General features: G+C 27.2%; 14 protein-coding genes and 3 pseudogenes. 7 read left to right on the top strand and 10 right to left on the bottom strand.

Going from position 1 to position 14,168, the window contains the following annotated elements:
• Positions 1–22: 22 nt before the first annotated feature.
• A complete protein-coding gene (locus KJR01_RS03265) occupies positions 23–1,309 on the bottom strand; it encodes an adenosylmethionine--8-amino-7-oxononanoate transaminase (protein ID WP_214117087.1) in 1,287 nt (428 codons plus the stop codon).
• Between the two features lie 48 nt (positions 1,310–1,357).
• On the opposite strand from KJR01_RS03265, the gene KJR01_RS03260 reads away from it, so the two are divergent.
• The 3 genes from KJR01_RS03260 to KJR01_RS03250 are packed head-to-tail and all read left to right on the top strand — an operon-like array spanning position 1,358 to position 3,706.
• The gene (locus tag KJR01_RS03260) at positions 1,358–2,458 is read left to right on the top strand and encodes an aminotransferase class I/II-fold pyridoxal phosphate-dependent enzyme (protein WP_250325119.1); all 1,101 of its coding nucleotides are present in this window, start codon (positions 1,358–1,360) and stop codon (positions 2,456–2,458) included.
• Positions 2,448–3,035, top strand: coding sequence for a pimeloyl-ACP methyl esterase BioG family protein (locus KJR01_RS03255; protein WP_214117085.1), 588 nt, complete (start codon positions 2,448–2,450; stop codon positions 3,033–3,035). The genes KJR01_RS03260 and KJR01_RS03255 overlap by 11 nt, the downstream gene beginning before the upstream one ends.
• Positions 3,032–3,706: a methyltransferase domain-containing protein gene (locus KJR01_RS03250; RefSeq protein ID WP_214117082.1), complete on the top strand. Its 675-nt coding sequence runs from the start codon at positions 3,032–3,034 to the stop codon at positions 3,704–3,706. The genes KJR01_RS03255 and KJR01_RS03250 overlap by 4 nt, the downstream gene beginning before the upstream one ends.
• 5 nt (positions 3,707–3,711) lie before the next feature.
• Here KJR01_RS03250 and KJR01_RS10550 read toward each other — a convergent pair.
• The 9 genes and pseudogenes from KJR01_RS10550 to KJR01_RS03215 all read right to left on the bottom strand — a co-directional run.
• Positions 3,712–4,215: pseudogene (locus KJR01_RS10550) on the bottom strand (methyl-accepting chemotaxis protein); the annotation flags it as partial.
• Between the two features lie 354 nt (positions 4,216–4,569).
• Positions 4,570–5,313 (bottom strand): annotated as a pseudogene (locus KJR01_RS10545) (cache domain-containing protein); the annotation flags it as partial.
• 308 nt (positions 5,314–5,621) lie between these two features.
• Positions 5,622–6,362 (bottom strand): methyl-accepting chemotaxis protein, encoded by a 741-nt coding sequence (locus KJR01_RS10540; protein ID WP_442862312.1) that lies wholly within the window; start codon positions 6,360–6,362, stop codon positions 5,622–5,624.
• Between the two features lie 117 nt (positions 6,363–6,479).
• Positions 6,480–7,223 (bottom strand): annotated as a pseudogene (locus KJR01_RS10535) (cache domain-containing protein); the annotation flags it as partial.
• A 578-nt stretch (positions 7,224–7,801) separates the two neighbouring features.
• Entirely contained in the window at positions 7,802–8,797 is a 996-nt protein-coding gene (locus KJR01_RS03235) for a DNA adenine methylase (protein ID WP_214117075.1), read from the bottom strand.
• Positions 8,794–9,921 carry an EVE domain-containing protein gene (locus tag KJR01_RS03230; RefSeq protein ID WP_214117072.1) on the bottom strand — a complete coding sequence of 376 codons (1,128 nt, stop codon included), beginning with the start codon at positions 9,919–9,921 and terminating at the stop codon, positions 8,794–8,796. The genes KJR01_RS03235 and KJR01_RS03230 overlap by 4 nt, the downstream gene beginning before the upstream one ends.
• Positions 9,918–10,148 (bottom strand): hypothetical protein, encoded by a 231-nt coding sequence (locus KJR01_RS03225; protein ID WP_214117070.1) that lies wholly within the window; start codon positions 10,146–10,148, stop codon positions 9,918–9,920. The genes KJR01_RS03230 and KJR01_RS03225 overlap by 4 nt, the downstream gene beginning before the upstream one ends.
• A gap of 47 nt (positions 10,149–10,195) precedes the next feature.
• Positions 10,196–10,987, bottom strand: coding sequence for a TRM11 family SAM-dependent methyltransferase (locus KJR01_RS03220; RefSeq protein WP_214117067.1), 792 nt, complete (start codon positions 10,985–10,987; stop codon positions 10,196–10,198).
• Positions 10,988–10,996: 9 nt separating this feature from the next.
• The gene (locus tag KJR01_RS03215) at positions 10,997–11,833 is read right to left on the bottom strand and encodes a biotin synthase (protein ID WP_214117065.1); all 837 of its coding nucleotides are present in this window, start codon (positions 11,831–11,833) and stop codon (positions 10,997–10,999) included.
• A gap of 53 nt (positions 11,834–11,886) precedes the next feature.
• Here KJR01_RS03215 and bioD point away from each other — a divergent pair, with 53 nt between their 5' ends.
• The 4 genes from bioD to KJR01_RS03195 all read left to right on the top strand — a co-directional run.
• Positions 11,887–12,483, top strand: a complete 597-nt coding sequence (gene bioD, locus KJR01_RS03210) for a dethiobiotin synthase (protein ID WP_250325118.1) — start codon at positions 11,887–11,889, stop codon at positions 12,481–12,483.
• A gap of 2 nt (positions 12,484–12,485) precedes the next feature.
• Positions 12,486–13,046: a LemA family protein gene (locus KJR01_RS03205; RefSeq protein ID WP_239803579.1), complete on the top strand. Its 561-nt coding sequence runs from the start codon at positions 12,486–12,488 to the stop codon at positions 13,044–13,046.
• Positions 13,043–13,807, top strand: a complete 765-nt coding sequence (locus tag KJR01_RS03200) for a DUF3137 domain-containing protein (protein ID WP_214117062.1) — start codon at positions 13,043–13,045, stop codon at positions 13,805–13,807. The genes KJR01_RS03205 and KJR01_RS03200 overlap by 4 nt, the downstream gene beginning before the upstream one ends.
• Positions 13,804–14,168, top strand: a 365-nt coding sequence (locus KJR01_RS03195) for a hypothetical protein (RefSeq protein WP_214117060.1), incomplete at its 3' end; no start/stop codon positions are given. The genes KJR01_RS03200 and KJR01_RS03195, both read left to right, overlap by 4 nt.

Below are 14,168 nucleotides of genomic sequence, written 5' to 3'. Positions count from 1 at the left end.
CAATTTTAAGAATTTGAAATTCTCATTTCAAATTCTTAAATCTCAAAATCTCTTTTATGCTATTTATTACATAATTTATCTCATCATTATTAATTACATAAGGTGGCATAAAATAAATAGTATTGCCAAGTGGTCTTAAAAGTAACCCATATTCAAGTGCTTTTAGATACACTTCAAGCCCAAATCTAGGATTAAAATGCTCTATATCAAATGCAAACACCATTCCTTGATGCCTAACATTTCGCACACTTTTAAATTCAGCAAATCCTTGCCAAAGTGAGTTTATATACTCGCTTTTAATTTTATTTTGATTTATAACATTATCTTTAGTAAATATATCTAAAGTTGCATTCGCAGCAGCACAAGCAAGTGCATTTCCTGTATAGCTATGTGAATGCAAAAACGCCTTGTATTCGCTATATGGAGCATAAAATTCATTATAAATTTCATCATTTGTAATTACTACACTAATTGGCAAATACCCACCGCTAAGCCCTTTGCTAAGGCATAAAAAATCAGGCACAATTTCACACTGCTCTAAAGCAAACATAGTCCCGCTTCTTCCAAATCCAACGGCAATTTCATCAAAAATTATATCAATATCATAAGATTTTGCTAACCAACAAGCCTTTTTAATAAACTTAGCTGAATACATATTCATTGAACCTGCACACTGAATTAAAGGCTCAAGGATAAAGGCATTTATGTTTTTATGCTCTTTTTCAAGTAATTTTTCAAGCTCTTTTAATTCATTTTCATAATCTAGTCCACTTGGTGCAGGGGTGTTTAAGCATTCAAGCAAAAGTGGTTTATAAGTCTTTTTATAAAGCTCAACATCGCTTACGCTTAAAGCCGCTATTGTTTCTCCGTGGTAAGAATTACTAAGTGATAAAAATTTGCTTTTTAATTTTCCTTGCAAAAGATTTTTATGAAAACTCATCTTAAGTGCTACTTCAACAGCACTTGAGCCATTATCAGCATAAAAGCATTTATTAAGCTTAGTTGGTAGTAAATCAGTAAGTCTTTTTGATAATCTTATAATGCTTTCGTGAGAAAATCCAGCCATTATGATATGCTCTAGGGTGTTTAATTGCTCGTAAATTTTGCTATTTATATAATCATTGCTATGTCCGAAAAGATTTACCCACCAAGAGCTAACGCAATCAATATATGATTTATCATTAAAATCATATAAATACACACCTTTTGCCCTTTTTATAGGGATTAATGGCACAAATTCGTGCTCTTTCATTTGCGTGCAAGGGTGCCAAATATGTGCTAAATCAAGTTTTACTAATTCTTCTTGCATTTATAACTCCTTTATAAATTTTAATTAAAATTATTATAAAGGATAAAAATGCAAAACTTATTAAATGAATTAAAAAAAGAAAATAATTTTAGAGAACTAAAAAGATTTAAAAATGATGGTAAATTTGTGATTTTTAATGATAAAAGACTGCTTAATTTTGCTAGTAATGATTATTTAGGAATTGCAAGTAGCGGTGAGCTTGAACGAGAGTTTTTAAAAAATCATTTTGCACTTAGCTCAAGTGCTAGTAGAAGTCTTGGTGGCGGTGGAGATGAATACTTTTTGTTTGAAGAATACTTATCATCTTTATATAAAAATGAAGCGCTTTTATTTAGCAGTGGGTTTTTGCTAAATTATAGTTGTTTAAGTGCTTTAGCTACTTTAAAAAATACGCTTTTTTTAGCTGATAAAAAAGTTCATGCAAGTATCATTGATGGCATAAAGCATTCTAATTTTAAACGCTTTAAACACAATGATATAAATGATTTAGAAAAATTATTGCAAACGAATTTAAATTATGAAAAAATCATAATAATTTGCGAGAGTTTATATAGTATGGATGCAGATTTTGCACCACTTGATAAGCTTTTAGAACTTAAGAAAAAATATAAAAACATTATGCTTTATGTTGATGAAGCACATAGTGTTGGCTCACTCGGCATTAATGGGCTAGGACTTGGATACTTAAAAGACATTGATTTTTTAGTTCTTACATTTGGCAAAAGCATTGCTAGTATGGGTGCTGCGATGATTTGCTCAAAAGAAGCAAAAGATTTTTTTATAAACAAGGCTAGGGGGTTAATTTATTCAACCGCTTTACCACCTATTAATGTAGCTTATTCGCATTTTGTGTTTTCAAAATTAGCTAATTTTGATAAATTAAGAGAGCATTTACAAAATCTTAGCTCATATTTAAACGAGTTGCTAAAAGATAAAATAAAGGGCAAAAGTTACATAAAAATGATAGTTTTAGGAGATAATGAAAAAGCTAATTTTTACTCGGCAAAACTTATGCAAAAAGGCTTTTTTGCTCCAAGTATAAAAACTCCAACCGTAGCTATTAAAGATACAGGAATAAGACTATCAATAAATGCTAGTATGGATTTTAGCGATTTAGATAATTTTGTTAAGGCTTTTTATGAAATTTGAGTTTTTACATAAAAATAATTCTAGTGATTTGGTGCTATTTTTCGGTGGTTTTGGCTTTTTACCGAGTGCTTATAATTTAGCTTCTAAAAATGATGTTTTAATGGTTTATGATTATTTGGAATTTGATTTAGGATTTTTAGAGATTTGTAAAACTTATAAAAACATTAAACTAATCGCTTTTTCAATGGGTGTTATGGTGTCTTGCAAGTGTGATTTAAGTTCGCTTAATATCGTGCAAAAAATAGCGATAAATGGCACTATAAAAGGTATTGATGATGAGTTGGGAATTAGCGAAAAGCTTTTTAAAATTACGGCTAAAAGATTTGATAAAGAAAGCTTTTTAAATAATTGTGGCGGGATAAATAAGGCATTTAATCAAAATCCTAAAGATGAGCTTTTAAGTATTATAGAAATTTCTAAAAAGCCTTGTATTTGGCAAGATTATGATTTGGCATACTCATCAAATGATGATAAAATTTTCCCACAAAATGCACTTTTAAAAAGCTTTAAAAATATTAATAAAATCAATGCTTCTCATTTTTGCTTTGATGAGTTTTTAAGCTGGGATGAAATATGAAAAGTTTTTTAAGAGCAAAAGATACTTATTTTAAAAATGCTATCGTGCAAAATGATATGAGAGAAGTTTTGCTTAGCGAAATAAATGGGCGTTTTTGTAGGGTGCTTGAGCTTGGCTCAAATAGGGGCGAGTTTAGCAAAATGGTAGCTAAAAAGATAGAATTTAGTGAGTTTTATTGCGTGGATATTAATGATTTTAGCTGTGATTATGGCAAGGAATTTATTTTCGTAAAGCACGATTTAAGAGATTTTGAAAACTCATTTTTAGCTAAAATGGATTTTGATTTAGTTATTTCAAATGCGTGTTTTCAGTGGCTTGATTTAGCAAAATTAATAAATGAAATTCCTAAATCAAATTCTAAGCTAATTTTTAGCACTTTTGGAGTGAATAATCTTTGGCAAATTAATGAGCATTTTGGCGTAGGGCTTGAGTATTTAAGTATTGATGAAATAGAGCGGATTTTAAAGCCACATTATAAAAATATAAAGATTTTTGAGAAAGATTATGAGCTAAATTTTAGCTCAAGTATTGAGCTTTTTAGGCATTTAAAACTTAGTGGAGTAAATGCCTTTAGCGGGGTATTTTTAGGTAAAAATGATTTAAAAATCTTTAATGATAAATATCACAATACCTTAAACTACCACGCCATTTTTGTTAGTGCTAGTAAATGATTTAATCAAGTTCTAAATTCATTTAGTTTTGAGTTTAATTTTTCTGTAATGTTGCTAAGATGATTTGCTGCTCCTGCTATTTCTTCTACGCTTCTTGCGTTTTCGTGAGTTATTTGATTTATATTATCCATACCTAGCAATATATCATCCATTGCTTTGCTAGTATTTATGTAATCATTTACCGTGTTATTAGATATTTCAATAACCATATTCATAGCATTATTCATATCTTTCATAATTTTTTGCGTATCTTCAGAAAGATGGGTTAAATCGCTAATTTGTTTAGCGTTTATACTCATTTGTTCGCTTGCATCTTTAATACCTTGAACTATAACACTTATTGTTGCATTTATTTCACTAAGGCTTTTTTGAGTTCTCTCTGCTAAACTTCTTACTTCATCAGCTACTACAGCAAATCCTCTACCATGTTCTCCTGCTCTTGCAGCTTCTATTGCAGCATTTAATGCAAGTAAGTTAGTCTGGTCTGCTACATCGTTAATTATTTCTAAAATAGATTTAACATTATCAGCATCGTGGCTAAGTTTGATAATTTTATCTGATACTTCTGATTCTAAATTTGCACTTTGAATAATTTTTGTATTTAATTCTGAAATAGATCTATTTACATTATTAATATATGTAATTGCATCAACTAATTTTTCTTTACCATTACTAGCAGCATTTACACCACTATCTAATGCTTGTTTTGTAGTGTCGCCTTTATTTGCTATATTTTCAACAATATTAGCACTTTGCTCAACACTTTGACCTGTATTTAAAGAACTTTGAGAAAGCTCATTTGCTACACTAGCATTTTCGCTACTTATATTTTTAGCATCTACGATTAATAATCTAACTTTTTCTATAAAATCATTAATAGCTTTACTTGTTGCTGCTATTTCATCTTTACCATTTATAGGAAGTTTTTGAGTTAAATCTCCATCTCCACTACTTAATTCAGTAGCTCTACTTGTAAGATAATTAAGTGGTTTAGAGATTTGAAATAATACAAAAAATATCAATATCGCAAGTATTATTATCCCAATAATCACTGCGTATGTTATGAATTTAATTCCAAAACTACTGATTTTATCATTCATACCTTTATTGATTGTATTGATTTTTTGCATACTTTCACTTAAGCTTATGCTACAAGCATAGATAATTCCCATACCTGTATCTTTTTGAGCGTATATTAAAACTTCTTTTTCTTTATCTAAAGCTTTATCAAAAAAAGTTGTCCTAACAAAACCACCATCTTTATCTTGAGCAGCTTTAATAATATCTCTTATGTAATAATCTCCGTTTTTTCCTTGAGCATCATAGTTGTTTTTGCCTATTCTATCTTGGATATAATGAACTAGATAATTTCCCTTTTCATCCATAGCAAAAAAATTCACTAATTTATTATGCAAATCCATATCTTTTAAATAAATCAGCGTATTTTGGTAAGCTTCGTTTTTACCTAAACCTTTTGAAATCGCTTCTGTATAAATATTATCAGTTATATGATTTATAGCATAAATAATACTTTTAGCAGTGTTTTGTGCATCATCTAAGACTAATTTTTCAATAGATACATCAGTATCATCGCTAATTGATTTCATCGCACTATTTGATAAATAAATCATACTAGAGCATAAAATCACTAAAGACACAGCAATTATAATTGCTAATTTTTGAGATATTTTCATTTTTACTCTCCTAATAATTTTTATTACAATGAAAATATTATCAAAAAATTAATTTTTTATTCTTAGCCCTTTAAATATCTATATGATAGTAGTTAAATATGTGTTAATGGGGGGGGGTTCTTAATTTGTAATATGTATGAATAATGTCATTTATTAAAATTTTAATAAATAAATAAATTTTTAATATTAAAAAGTAAGCAAAAAATGCTTACTTTATTTACTCAAGTTCTAAATTCATTTAGTTTTGAGTTTAATTTTTCTGTAATGTTGCTAAGATGATTTGCTGCTCCTGCTATTTCTTCTACGCTTCTTGCGTTTTCGTGAGTTATTTTATTAATATTATTAACTCCTGATAATATATCATCCATAACCTTGCTAGTGTTTATATAATCATCTACGGTTTGATTTGAAATTCCTATTACATTATTCATAGCTTCATTCATATCGTTCATAGTTTTTTGAGTATTATCAGCTAATTTTGTCAGTTCCCCAATGCTTTTTGCATTTAGGCTCATTTGACCACTTGCATCTTCTATACCTTGTGTTATAACACTTATTGTTGCGTTTATTTCTACTAATGAATGCTGGGTTCTTTCTGCTAATTTTCTTACTTCATCAGCTACTACGGCAAACCCACGCCCATGCTCTCCTGCTCTTGCTGCTTCAATTGCAGCATTTAATGCAAGTAGATTAGTCTGGTCTGCTACATCATTTATCATTTCTAAAATAGATTTAACATTATCAGCATCTTGACTAAGTCTTACTATCTTATCTGATACTTCAGCTTCTAAATTCGCACTTTGCATAATTTTTGTATTTAATTCTGAAATAGATTTATTTACATCATTTATATATTTTAGAGCATTTACTAATTGATTTTTACCATCTTCTGCAGCTTTAACTCCGATTGCTAGAGTAGAGTTTGCACTATCTCCTTTATTAGCTACATCTCTTACTATCACTGAGCTTTGCTCAACACTTTGACCTGTATTTAAAGAACTTTGAGAAAGCTCATTTGCCACACTAGCATTTTCGCTACTTATATTTTTAGCATCTACGATTAATAATCTAACTTTTTCTATAAAATCATTAATGGCTTTACTTGTTGCTGCTATTTCATCTTTACCATTTATAGGAAGTTTTTGAGTTAAATCTCCATCTCCACTACTTAATTCAGTAGCTCTACTTGTAAGATAATTAAGTGGTTTAGAGATTTGAAATAATACAAAAAATATCAATATCGCAAGTATTATTATCCCAATAATCACTGCGTATGTTATGAATTTAATTCCAAATTCATTTATGTGAGAGTTCATATCGTCGTTGATTTTTTGTATTTCTTTCATTCCTTCATCTAAATCCACGGTGCAAGCATAGATAATTCCCATACCTATATCTTTTTGAGCGTATATTAATACATTTCTTTCTTTGTTAATCATAGAATCAAAAAACTTAGTTTTAACATATCCACCATCTGGGTTTGCTGATGATTTGATTAAATCTTGAATAAAGTATTTTCCATAAATATCTTTGTCATTTATATGATTTTTACCAACTCTTGCTTGAACATAATGAACTAGGTAGGTTCCATCTTCATCCATTGCGAAAAAATTCACTAATTTATTATGTAAATCCATATTGCTTAAGTATTTTATGGTGTTATTGTATGATACTTCTTTACTAATGCCTTTACTTTTTAAATCTAAATATAACTGGTCTGTCATATGATTTACACTATATACAACGCTTTGAGCAGTTTTTAAAGCATCGTCTAAGACTAATTTTTCAATAGATACATCAGTATCATCACTAATTGATTTCATCGCACTATTTGATAAATAAATCATACTAGAGCATAAAATCACTAAAGACACAGCAATTATAATTGCTAATTTTTGAGATATTTTCATTCTCATTCTCCTATTGATAATAATTTCTAAATTAAGCTCCGTATATTAGCATAAAATTTACTTTTTATTCTTAAGCCTTTAAATATCTATTTAGCAATGCTCTAATATGTGTTAATGGGGGGGGTATCTTAAGTTGTAACAAATAAAATAAATATTAATTTAATAGTATTTTGAATTTTTTAAAAAAAATATAAAAATTTTTATATAAATTATTTATGGAATTTGGATTTAAAATTCAAATTACATAAAATTTTTAGCAACTCTTAGCTACTTCATAGCCACTTTTTAAGATGAGTTCTACATCTTTATGTTTTTCTTCGCCTTTTGTGTCAGATAATCTCCTAGCACGATAGCGTTTATTCCTGCTTCAAACATAGCTTTGCTAGCTTTTGATTTATAGTGGTTTTTAAGTAAAAATGATTTAAAATCTTTAATGATAAATATCGCAATACCTTAACTATCATGCCATTTTCGTTAGCGTTAGTAATTGTTTATCTACTTAAAATATGTAAATATTCTATAGTATTATTTTGTTTTTGCACTCTATTGCTATCTGCTTTAAACCTTTGATAATCCTTGCTTATATAAGAATATTCCCCGTATTTAGAAAAGATATTTTTAATATCATCAAAACTCAATAAACCTTCATCGTTATAGCTTAAAAAAATATATTTAAAATTAGCATTTTTAATAAGCTCTTCTAATTCATCATAAACTTTAGCTTTTTTACACCAATTTGAGCGAATATAATCTCTTAGCCCAGTTTTACCTTTTGGAATAAATTCATCATATTTTGCAATGGTATTTAGTAGATGATAATTAGCTCCATATTCACGAGAATTATAAGGTGGGTCAAGGTATAAAATATCTCCTTTTATTGTCTTTATAAGTTCATTTGCATTTTTATTAAATACTAAATTGTTTTGATTTGTGGGTAAAAAATCAGCTTTTTCTATAACTAAATCCTTTAAGGCACTTTTTTTAATTTTTTTTAAAAATGCACCATAAACTGATGCTGTATTTGCTAATTTATCAGCACTTTCAAGCAAAGATGTTAGTAAAAAATAATATTCTTGATTATTAATATATGAGTTTTTAAGCCATTTTTCTATTGTTATTCTAGCAGTGTCAATTTTAGTAGCATTTTCGTTTGTGAAATATTGTCTATTTGCAAATTCTGAATAATTATCATAAATAAACCCTTTTAACGAAGTTTTTAAAATTACTTGGTTTAGCTCCTTGATAAGTAAATCTGCTCTATTTTTATCAAAGTTATTTCCAATGTAATTTTTAGCTAATACAAAGCTATAGAACTCAATATCATTTGAAATGACTTGTTTTACATATGGCTTAAAAGTTCTTGCTACAATGCTTGTCCCACTAAATAAATCACAAAAAATGCAATTCTTTAAATCCGTTTTGATGGTGTTTTTAACTTCATCAAAAATAAAGCTTGATAATTTTAATTTTGAACCTATGTAATTCACGCGAAAATTATCTCATTATTTTTAAAATTAAATTTAATATGCTTCAGAGGATAACATGTATAACCATTATATTGATTAAAATCTTGTTCATATTGTAAAAATAATTGATCGTTTTGAATGTTATAATTTGTATCTCTATACAAAATAACTGGTAAAATTTTACATGTTTTATTTACTCTTAAATAATAGCAATTTAACCAATCTACATATCTTTGCATTTGTATAAGTATGCTGTGATTTACAGCATGGGATTTTAGCTCGATAGGAATTACTATCCTTTCATTATTTACGATAACAGAGATCATTATATCTATTCTTTGCATACCAACGCCGCACCCAACTTCATTTCCAAGCCATTCTAATTCGTATGAGCATTGAAATATTTTCTCCAAAACAATATCTATATTTTGTAGTATATAAGCTTGTAAATGGGTTTCAAACTGTTTGTCGTTTAAATATTTGTTATACATTCTAGGATATATATTGATTAACTCTTGTTTTCCTGTATATTGATAACTAGTATTAGAACAAATTATACTTTGTGTCTTGCAATCAAAACTATATCCAGTCGTGTTGTTTAAAAACCAATTCTGATTTTTTTGTTTAATTAAGTTAATTAAATAATCACTTTCATATAAAGTGATCATCGTATTACCACGATTTCCCTTAAGCTTTCTATAAATTAAGCTCCATATCATTTCATCAGGTCTTTTCAATTGAGTAATATAATCTAGCGCCTCCCACTCTGTTACTCCTAATGGATACACACAATATGGTTTTATTAAACACCTTAACATAAGCGATTTACCTAGTTCACTTGATAAATATTGATTAGATCCGCCATTATCTAAAAATACTTGACTTGCAACTTGAAATACACCATAAAATTTACCTTCTCCTGTATTTTGTGATTGCTGAAGATAGAAAATCACCAAATCGCCTTCCTTTATTCTACAAAAATCAGCGATCATAGATATTACACTATTTTCTGTAGAATGATGCAGATAGGTACTTGAGTTATTATTAAAATCAATAGTTGATAAATTACCCCCAGTTCCTATAAAAAGAAATTCTAAGTGATATTTAAGTGTTCTCTCGTTAACAATCAATACATGTGTTGTCATTTTAATTTCCTATGTGTTGTAACTCTTTCACATTTACTACAAAACATAGATATTCCATTCTTATACCGTCTTACCATATTTTGATCACTATTGCAAAATTTAACTCCTTGTTCTGCCAAATCTCTTACAATAGCAGCGGATTGACTCGATATATGATTTAAATCACATATAACACAGTGCCACTGTTTATCGTCTAAAACATTAATAATATCTTGCTTTTTACTCATATATCTCTCCTAATTATTTATTTAACGGTTATTGTATAATACATATCTTATTCTTTTTTGAATACAAAAATATATTCGTGTTTAAAGATATAATAATCACTTCTAATTGCACGATATTGCCAAATAGAATTAACTCCTAATTTACCACGATTTCCTTCTATGTTTTTTACGATAATTCCTTTTAATTTTACTTTAAAGTGCTTTTTAATCTCATTCATAAGCAAAAATCCCAAAGGCTTTACTTCACTTTCTTTATAAACATCTCCTATAACTAAAGCAAAATATCTATTTTTATCTAAAAATTGCAAAGTATTTTCGCAAGTTTTTAAAAATGTTTTTATAAAGGTTTTTAAATCACTTATATTACTTAAGTCGTTGTTGTGATTTGTAAATTTTACAATATCTAAATAGGGTGGATGAAATATTATAAATTGTGCTGATTTTGAATTTAAATTTTGTAATTTTCCTTGGATTAAATGAGTTATATTTTCATTTGTATTATCATAATTTATTAGGCTATATCTTAAATTATCAAAATCATTTCCCATAGTATTTAAAACATATTCATATATTTTTTCATTAATATCAATTCCTAAAAATTTTCTATTTAGTTTTTCACATTCATAAAGGGTTGTCCCACTACCAAAAAATGGGTCTATTACCAACTCATTTTCTTTAGTATAACGCCTAATTAGCTGATTTGGAATTTGTGGGATAAAATTGCCGTGATATATATTTTTGTGTTTGCCAGAATTATCTCTATTTTGTATAAGCCATAGGCTATTTACATCAATATTTACATTCTTCCAATTGCTTAAATCTACATCATTAAAATTCATAATTACACTTTAGCAACTCTTAGCTACTTCATAGCCACTTTTTAAGATGAGTTCTACATCTTTATGTTTTTCTTCGCCTTTTGTAGTCAGATAATCTCCTAGCACGATAGCGTTTATCCCTGCTTCAAACATAGCTTTAAAATCATCTTTAAATGCAAATTCTCTACCACCTGCAGCCATTAGTCTTGTATTTGGTAGTTTTTCTTTTGCAAGTTTTATTATATTAATAGCTTCTTCTTTGGTGATTTCTTTAGCCTTGATTTTTAAAGCTTCATTTTTTATATAAAAATTAATTGGACTTGTGTGCGGCTTTAAAGTCGCAAGAGCGTCAAGTAATTCAGCTCTTTGCTCATCGCTTTCTCCTAAGCCAAAAATCCCACCACAGCAAATGCCAAGTCCAGCATTTATAGCGTTTTGATTAGTTTCATATCTTTCTTCATAAGTATGAGTTGTGCAGATATTTTTAAAATTGCTTTTGGCGGTTTCTAGGTTGTGATTATAACTATCTATTCCATGCTCTTTTAAAAATACTAAATCCTTATAACTAGCTCTTCCATTGCAGCCAATTAGGTGTAAATGTAAGCCACTTTCTTTAATAGCACTTGCTGCTCTTGCAATAAAATCTAGCTTTTTACTATCAATTCCACGACCAGAAGTAACAAGGCAAAATCCTAAAGCACCAGCTTCACTAGCTATTTTTGCTTCGTTTAAAATAGTATTAATATCCTTATAATCATATACATTAATATTTGTATTATAATGCTTACTTTGGGTGCAATACGCACAATCTTCGCTACAATTTCCACTTTTTACATTGCAAATTGAACATAAAAATATTTCTTTCATTTTATATCCTTTACTTGTTAAAATACAATTTATTCTAACTAAAAAGGATAAAAATGTATATATGTGGCATTCATACTGACGCTGGTAAAACTCATTTATGTGTTGCTTTGTGTAAAGCTTTTAATTATTCTTATTTTAAAATAGTTCAAGCAGGTTGTAATAAAGATAGCGATATTTTAAAGCGTTTTGTAAAGAATGTAAAAGTTCATAAAGAAGGGATATTTTTAAATACTCCTGCATCACCACACATAGCAAAAAAGGTTGATAATATTGAATATTCTATAAATGATTTAATCTTGCCTAATGATGATAAAATGATTATTGAATTAGCTGGGGGTCTTTTTTGTCCTATTGATGATAATTTAACTATGATTGATTTTATGAAAAAACATAAGCGCAAAGTGATTTTAGCTGCTAGGAATTATTTGGGTATGATAAATCATACGATTTTAAGTATAAAAGCATTGCAAGATAATGGTTTTGATATTGTTTGTGTTGTGATGATTGGCGAGATTGATACTAGACTTGATGAGTTTATTTATAATTATACGGGCGTAAATATAGCTCATTTAGAGTATTTTGATGAGTTTAACATAGATGAAAAAATACAAGAATTTAAAAATGAAATTGAAAAATATTTAAGGAGTTAGTTTTGGAAATAATTTATGTGATTTTGGCTATTTTGTTTTTAGTGATTATTATGGTTATTTTTACTTATAATTCTTTAATAGCAAGAAGAAATGATGTAAAAAATACTTATTCAAGTATTGATGTTGAGCTTCAGCAAAGATATGATTTAATACCTAATTTAATAGCTTCTATAAAAGCTTATTTTGAATACGAAAAAGATACTTTAGAAAATATTGTAAAACTTAGAGAAAATGCTATGTATTCAAATAATACTAAAGAAAAATTTGCTTTAAATAACGAACTAAGCAAAGCTTTAGGGAATTTAAATATAAAACTTGAAAATTACCCTGATTTAAAGGCAAACTCAAGTGTTAATAATCTTTTAAATGCTTTAAAAGATTGTGAAGAGCAAATTAGTGCTGCTAGAAGAGCTTATAATTCAGCAGTTACAAGTTATAACAATTATTGCGAGAGTTTTCCAAATAATTTAATAGCTAATGCTTTTAATTTTATAAAAGCTGATTTTTATGAAGTAAAAGATGAAATTAAAAGCAATCCTAATGTAAAAGATTTATTTAAATGATTAAAACATTAAAACTTATTTTTATAGTTTTAGTTGTTTTTGCATTTTATAAATTATGTTTAGCAATAGATGATTATTATATTAGTAAGGATATGAATTTAATTCATTTTAGTCATTTTTTATATTTAGCGGTATCTTTAATATTACTTGCTTTATTAATTTATACTCTTAATCTTTTTTTATATGTATTGCCGTTTTTTTATAAACATAATTTCGTTTTGATTGAAGATAAGGAAAAATATAAAGATACATTAATAGCTTCTGATAGGGCTTATATTTTTAATGCTTATAGAAAAAATGGTTTAGATATTTTGTTTTGCTCTTTTTTAAAAGTTGATAGTATAGGTATGTTTGATGTTAAGATTAAGTATTTAAGCATTGATTTTTTTGGAACTTATATAAGGGTTAAGAAGAAAATTCATAATAATTTTGGTATTTTTGCTAACAGGAGATTGCTATTTTTATATTTTAATAATGGAATTTTATTTAATCAAAAGATTAGTTATTTGAGTGATAATGTAGAATTTAATAAAAAATTTATTTTATATCCTAGTGGTATGGTTAAGGATTTTAAATTTTTAAATCCTAAAAAATTAAGAAATATCGTAACAGCTGCAAAATATATAAATCATAGATTTAGTGTGATTTATGGTGATGAATATTTAGAAATTTATATTCATAATTTTTTATTTTCTTCTAATATTGAGAATGAATTTAAAAGTGTTTTAAGAATTATAAAAGAATTTAATGAGGCAAAATGATAGAGTTTTTAAAAGTTTTTAGAATAATTTGTATTGTGTGTTTGGCAATATATTTAATTTGGGGTATTGCTAGGCAATTTCAAAATATTTATATAATGTTTATTTTGATAGTATTTATTATAATTTCATCATTTTTTATTAGCTATATTCAGTATAAAAATATAATCAAACCATTTTTTATTAGCAATAATTTTAATGAAATATCAAATATAAGCGATATTAAAAAAGGCATAATAAATAGTGAAAGTTTAAATATAGAATTTGCTTATAATAAAGATGATTTAGATATTTTAAAGGTTAATATTAAAAATACTTATTACATACAAAAAGATAAAAAAAGAGAAAAAGATATATTTAAAGG

The sequence above is a fragment of the Campylobacter sp. 2018MI10 genome, assembly GCF_018501175.1.
Lineage (GTDB): Bacteria > Campylobacterota > Campylobacteria > Campylobacterales > Campylobacteraceae > Campylobacter_E.
Note: the sequence above shows the minus strand (reverse complement) of the source record. Positions and strands in the feature narration are given on the sequence as shown.

What these genes read in the sequence shown, in the direction of transcription:
- KJR01_RS03265 (WP_214117087.1), bottom strand. Translation starts at nt 1,309, where the DNA reads ATGCAAGAAGAATTAGTAAAACTTGATTTAGCACATATTTGGCACCCT.
- KJR01_RS03260 (WP_250325119.1), top strand. Translation starts at nt 1,358, where the DNA reads ATGCAAAACTTATTAAATGAATTAAAAAAAGAAAATAATTTTAGAGAA.
- KJR01_RS03255 (WP_214117085.1), top strand. Translation starts at nt 2,448, where the DNA reads ATGAAATTTGAGTTTTTACATAAAAATAATTCTAGTGATTTGGTGCTA.
- KJR01_RS03250 (WP_214117082.1), top strand. Translation starts at nt 3,032, where the DNA reads ATGAAAAGTTTTTTAAGAGCAAAAGATACTTATTTTAAAAATGCTATC.
- KJR01_RS03230 (WP_214117072.1), bottom strand. Translation starts at nt 9,921, where the DNA reads ATGACAACACATGTATTGATTGTTAACGAGAGAACACTTAAATATCAC.
- KJR01_RS03225 (WP_214117070.1), bottom strand. Translation starts at nt 10,148, where the DNA reads ATGAGTAAAAAGCAAGATATTATTAATGTTTTAGACGATAAACAGTGG.
- KJR01_RS03220 (WP_214117067.1), bottom strand. Translation starts at nt 10,987, where the DNA reads ATGAATTTTAATGATGTAGATTTAAGCAATTGGAAGAATGTAAATATT.
- KJR01_RS03215 (WP_214117065.1), bottom strand. Translation starts at nt 11,833, where the DNA reads ATGAAAGAAATATTTTTATGTTCAATTTGCAATGTAAAAAGTGGAAAT.
- bioD (WP_250325118.1), top strand. Translation starts at nt 11,887, where the DNA reads ATGTATATATGTGGCATTCATACTGACGCTGGTAAAACTCATTTATGT.
- KJR01_RS03200 (WP_214117062.1), top strand. Translation starts at nt 13,043, where the DNA reads ATGATTAAAACATTAAAACTTATTTTTATAGTTTTAGTTGTTTTTGCA.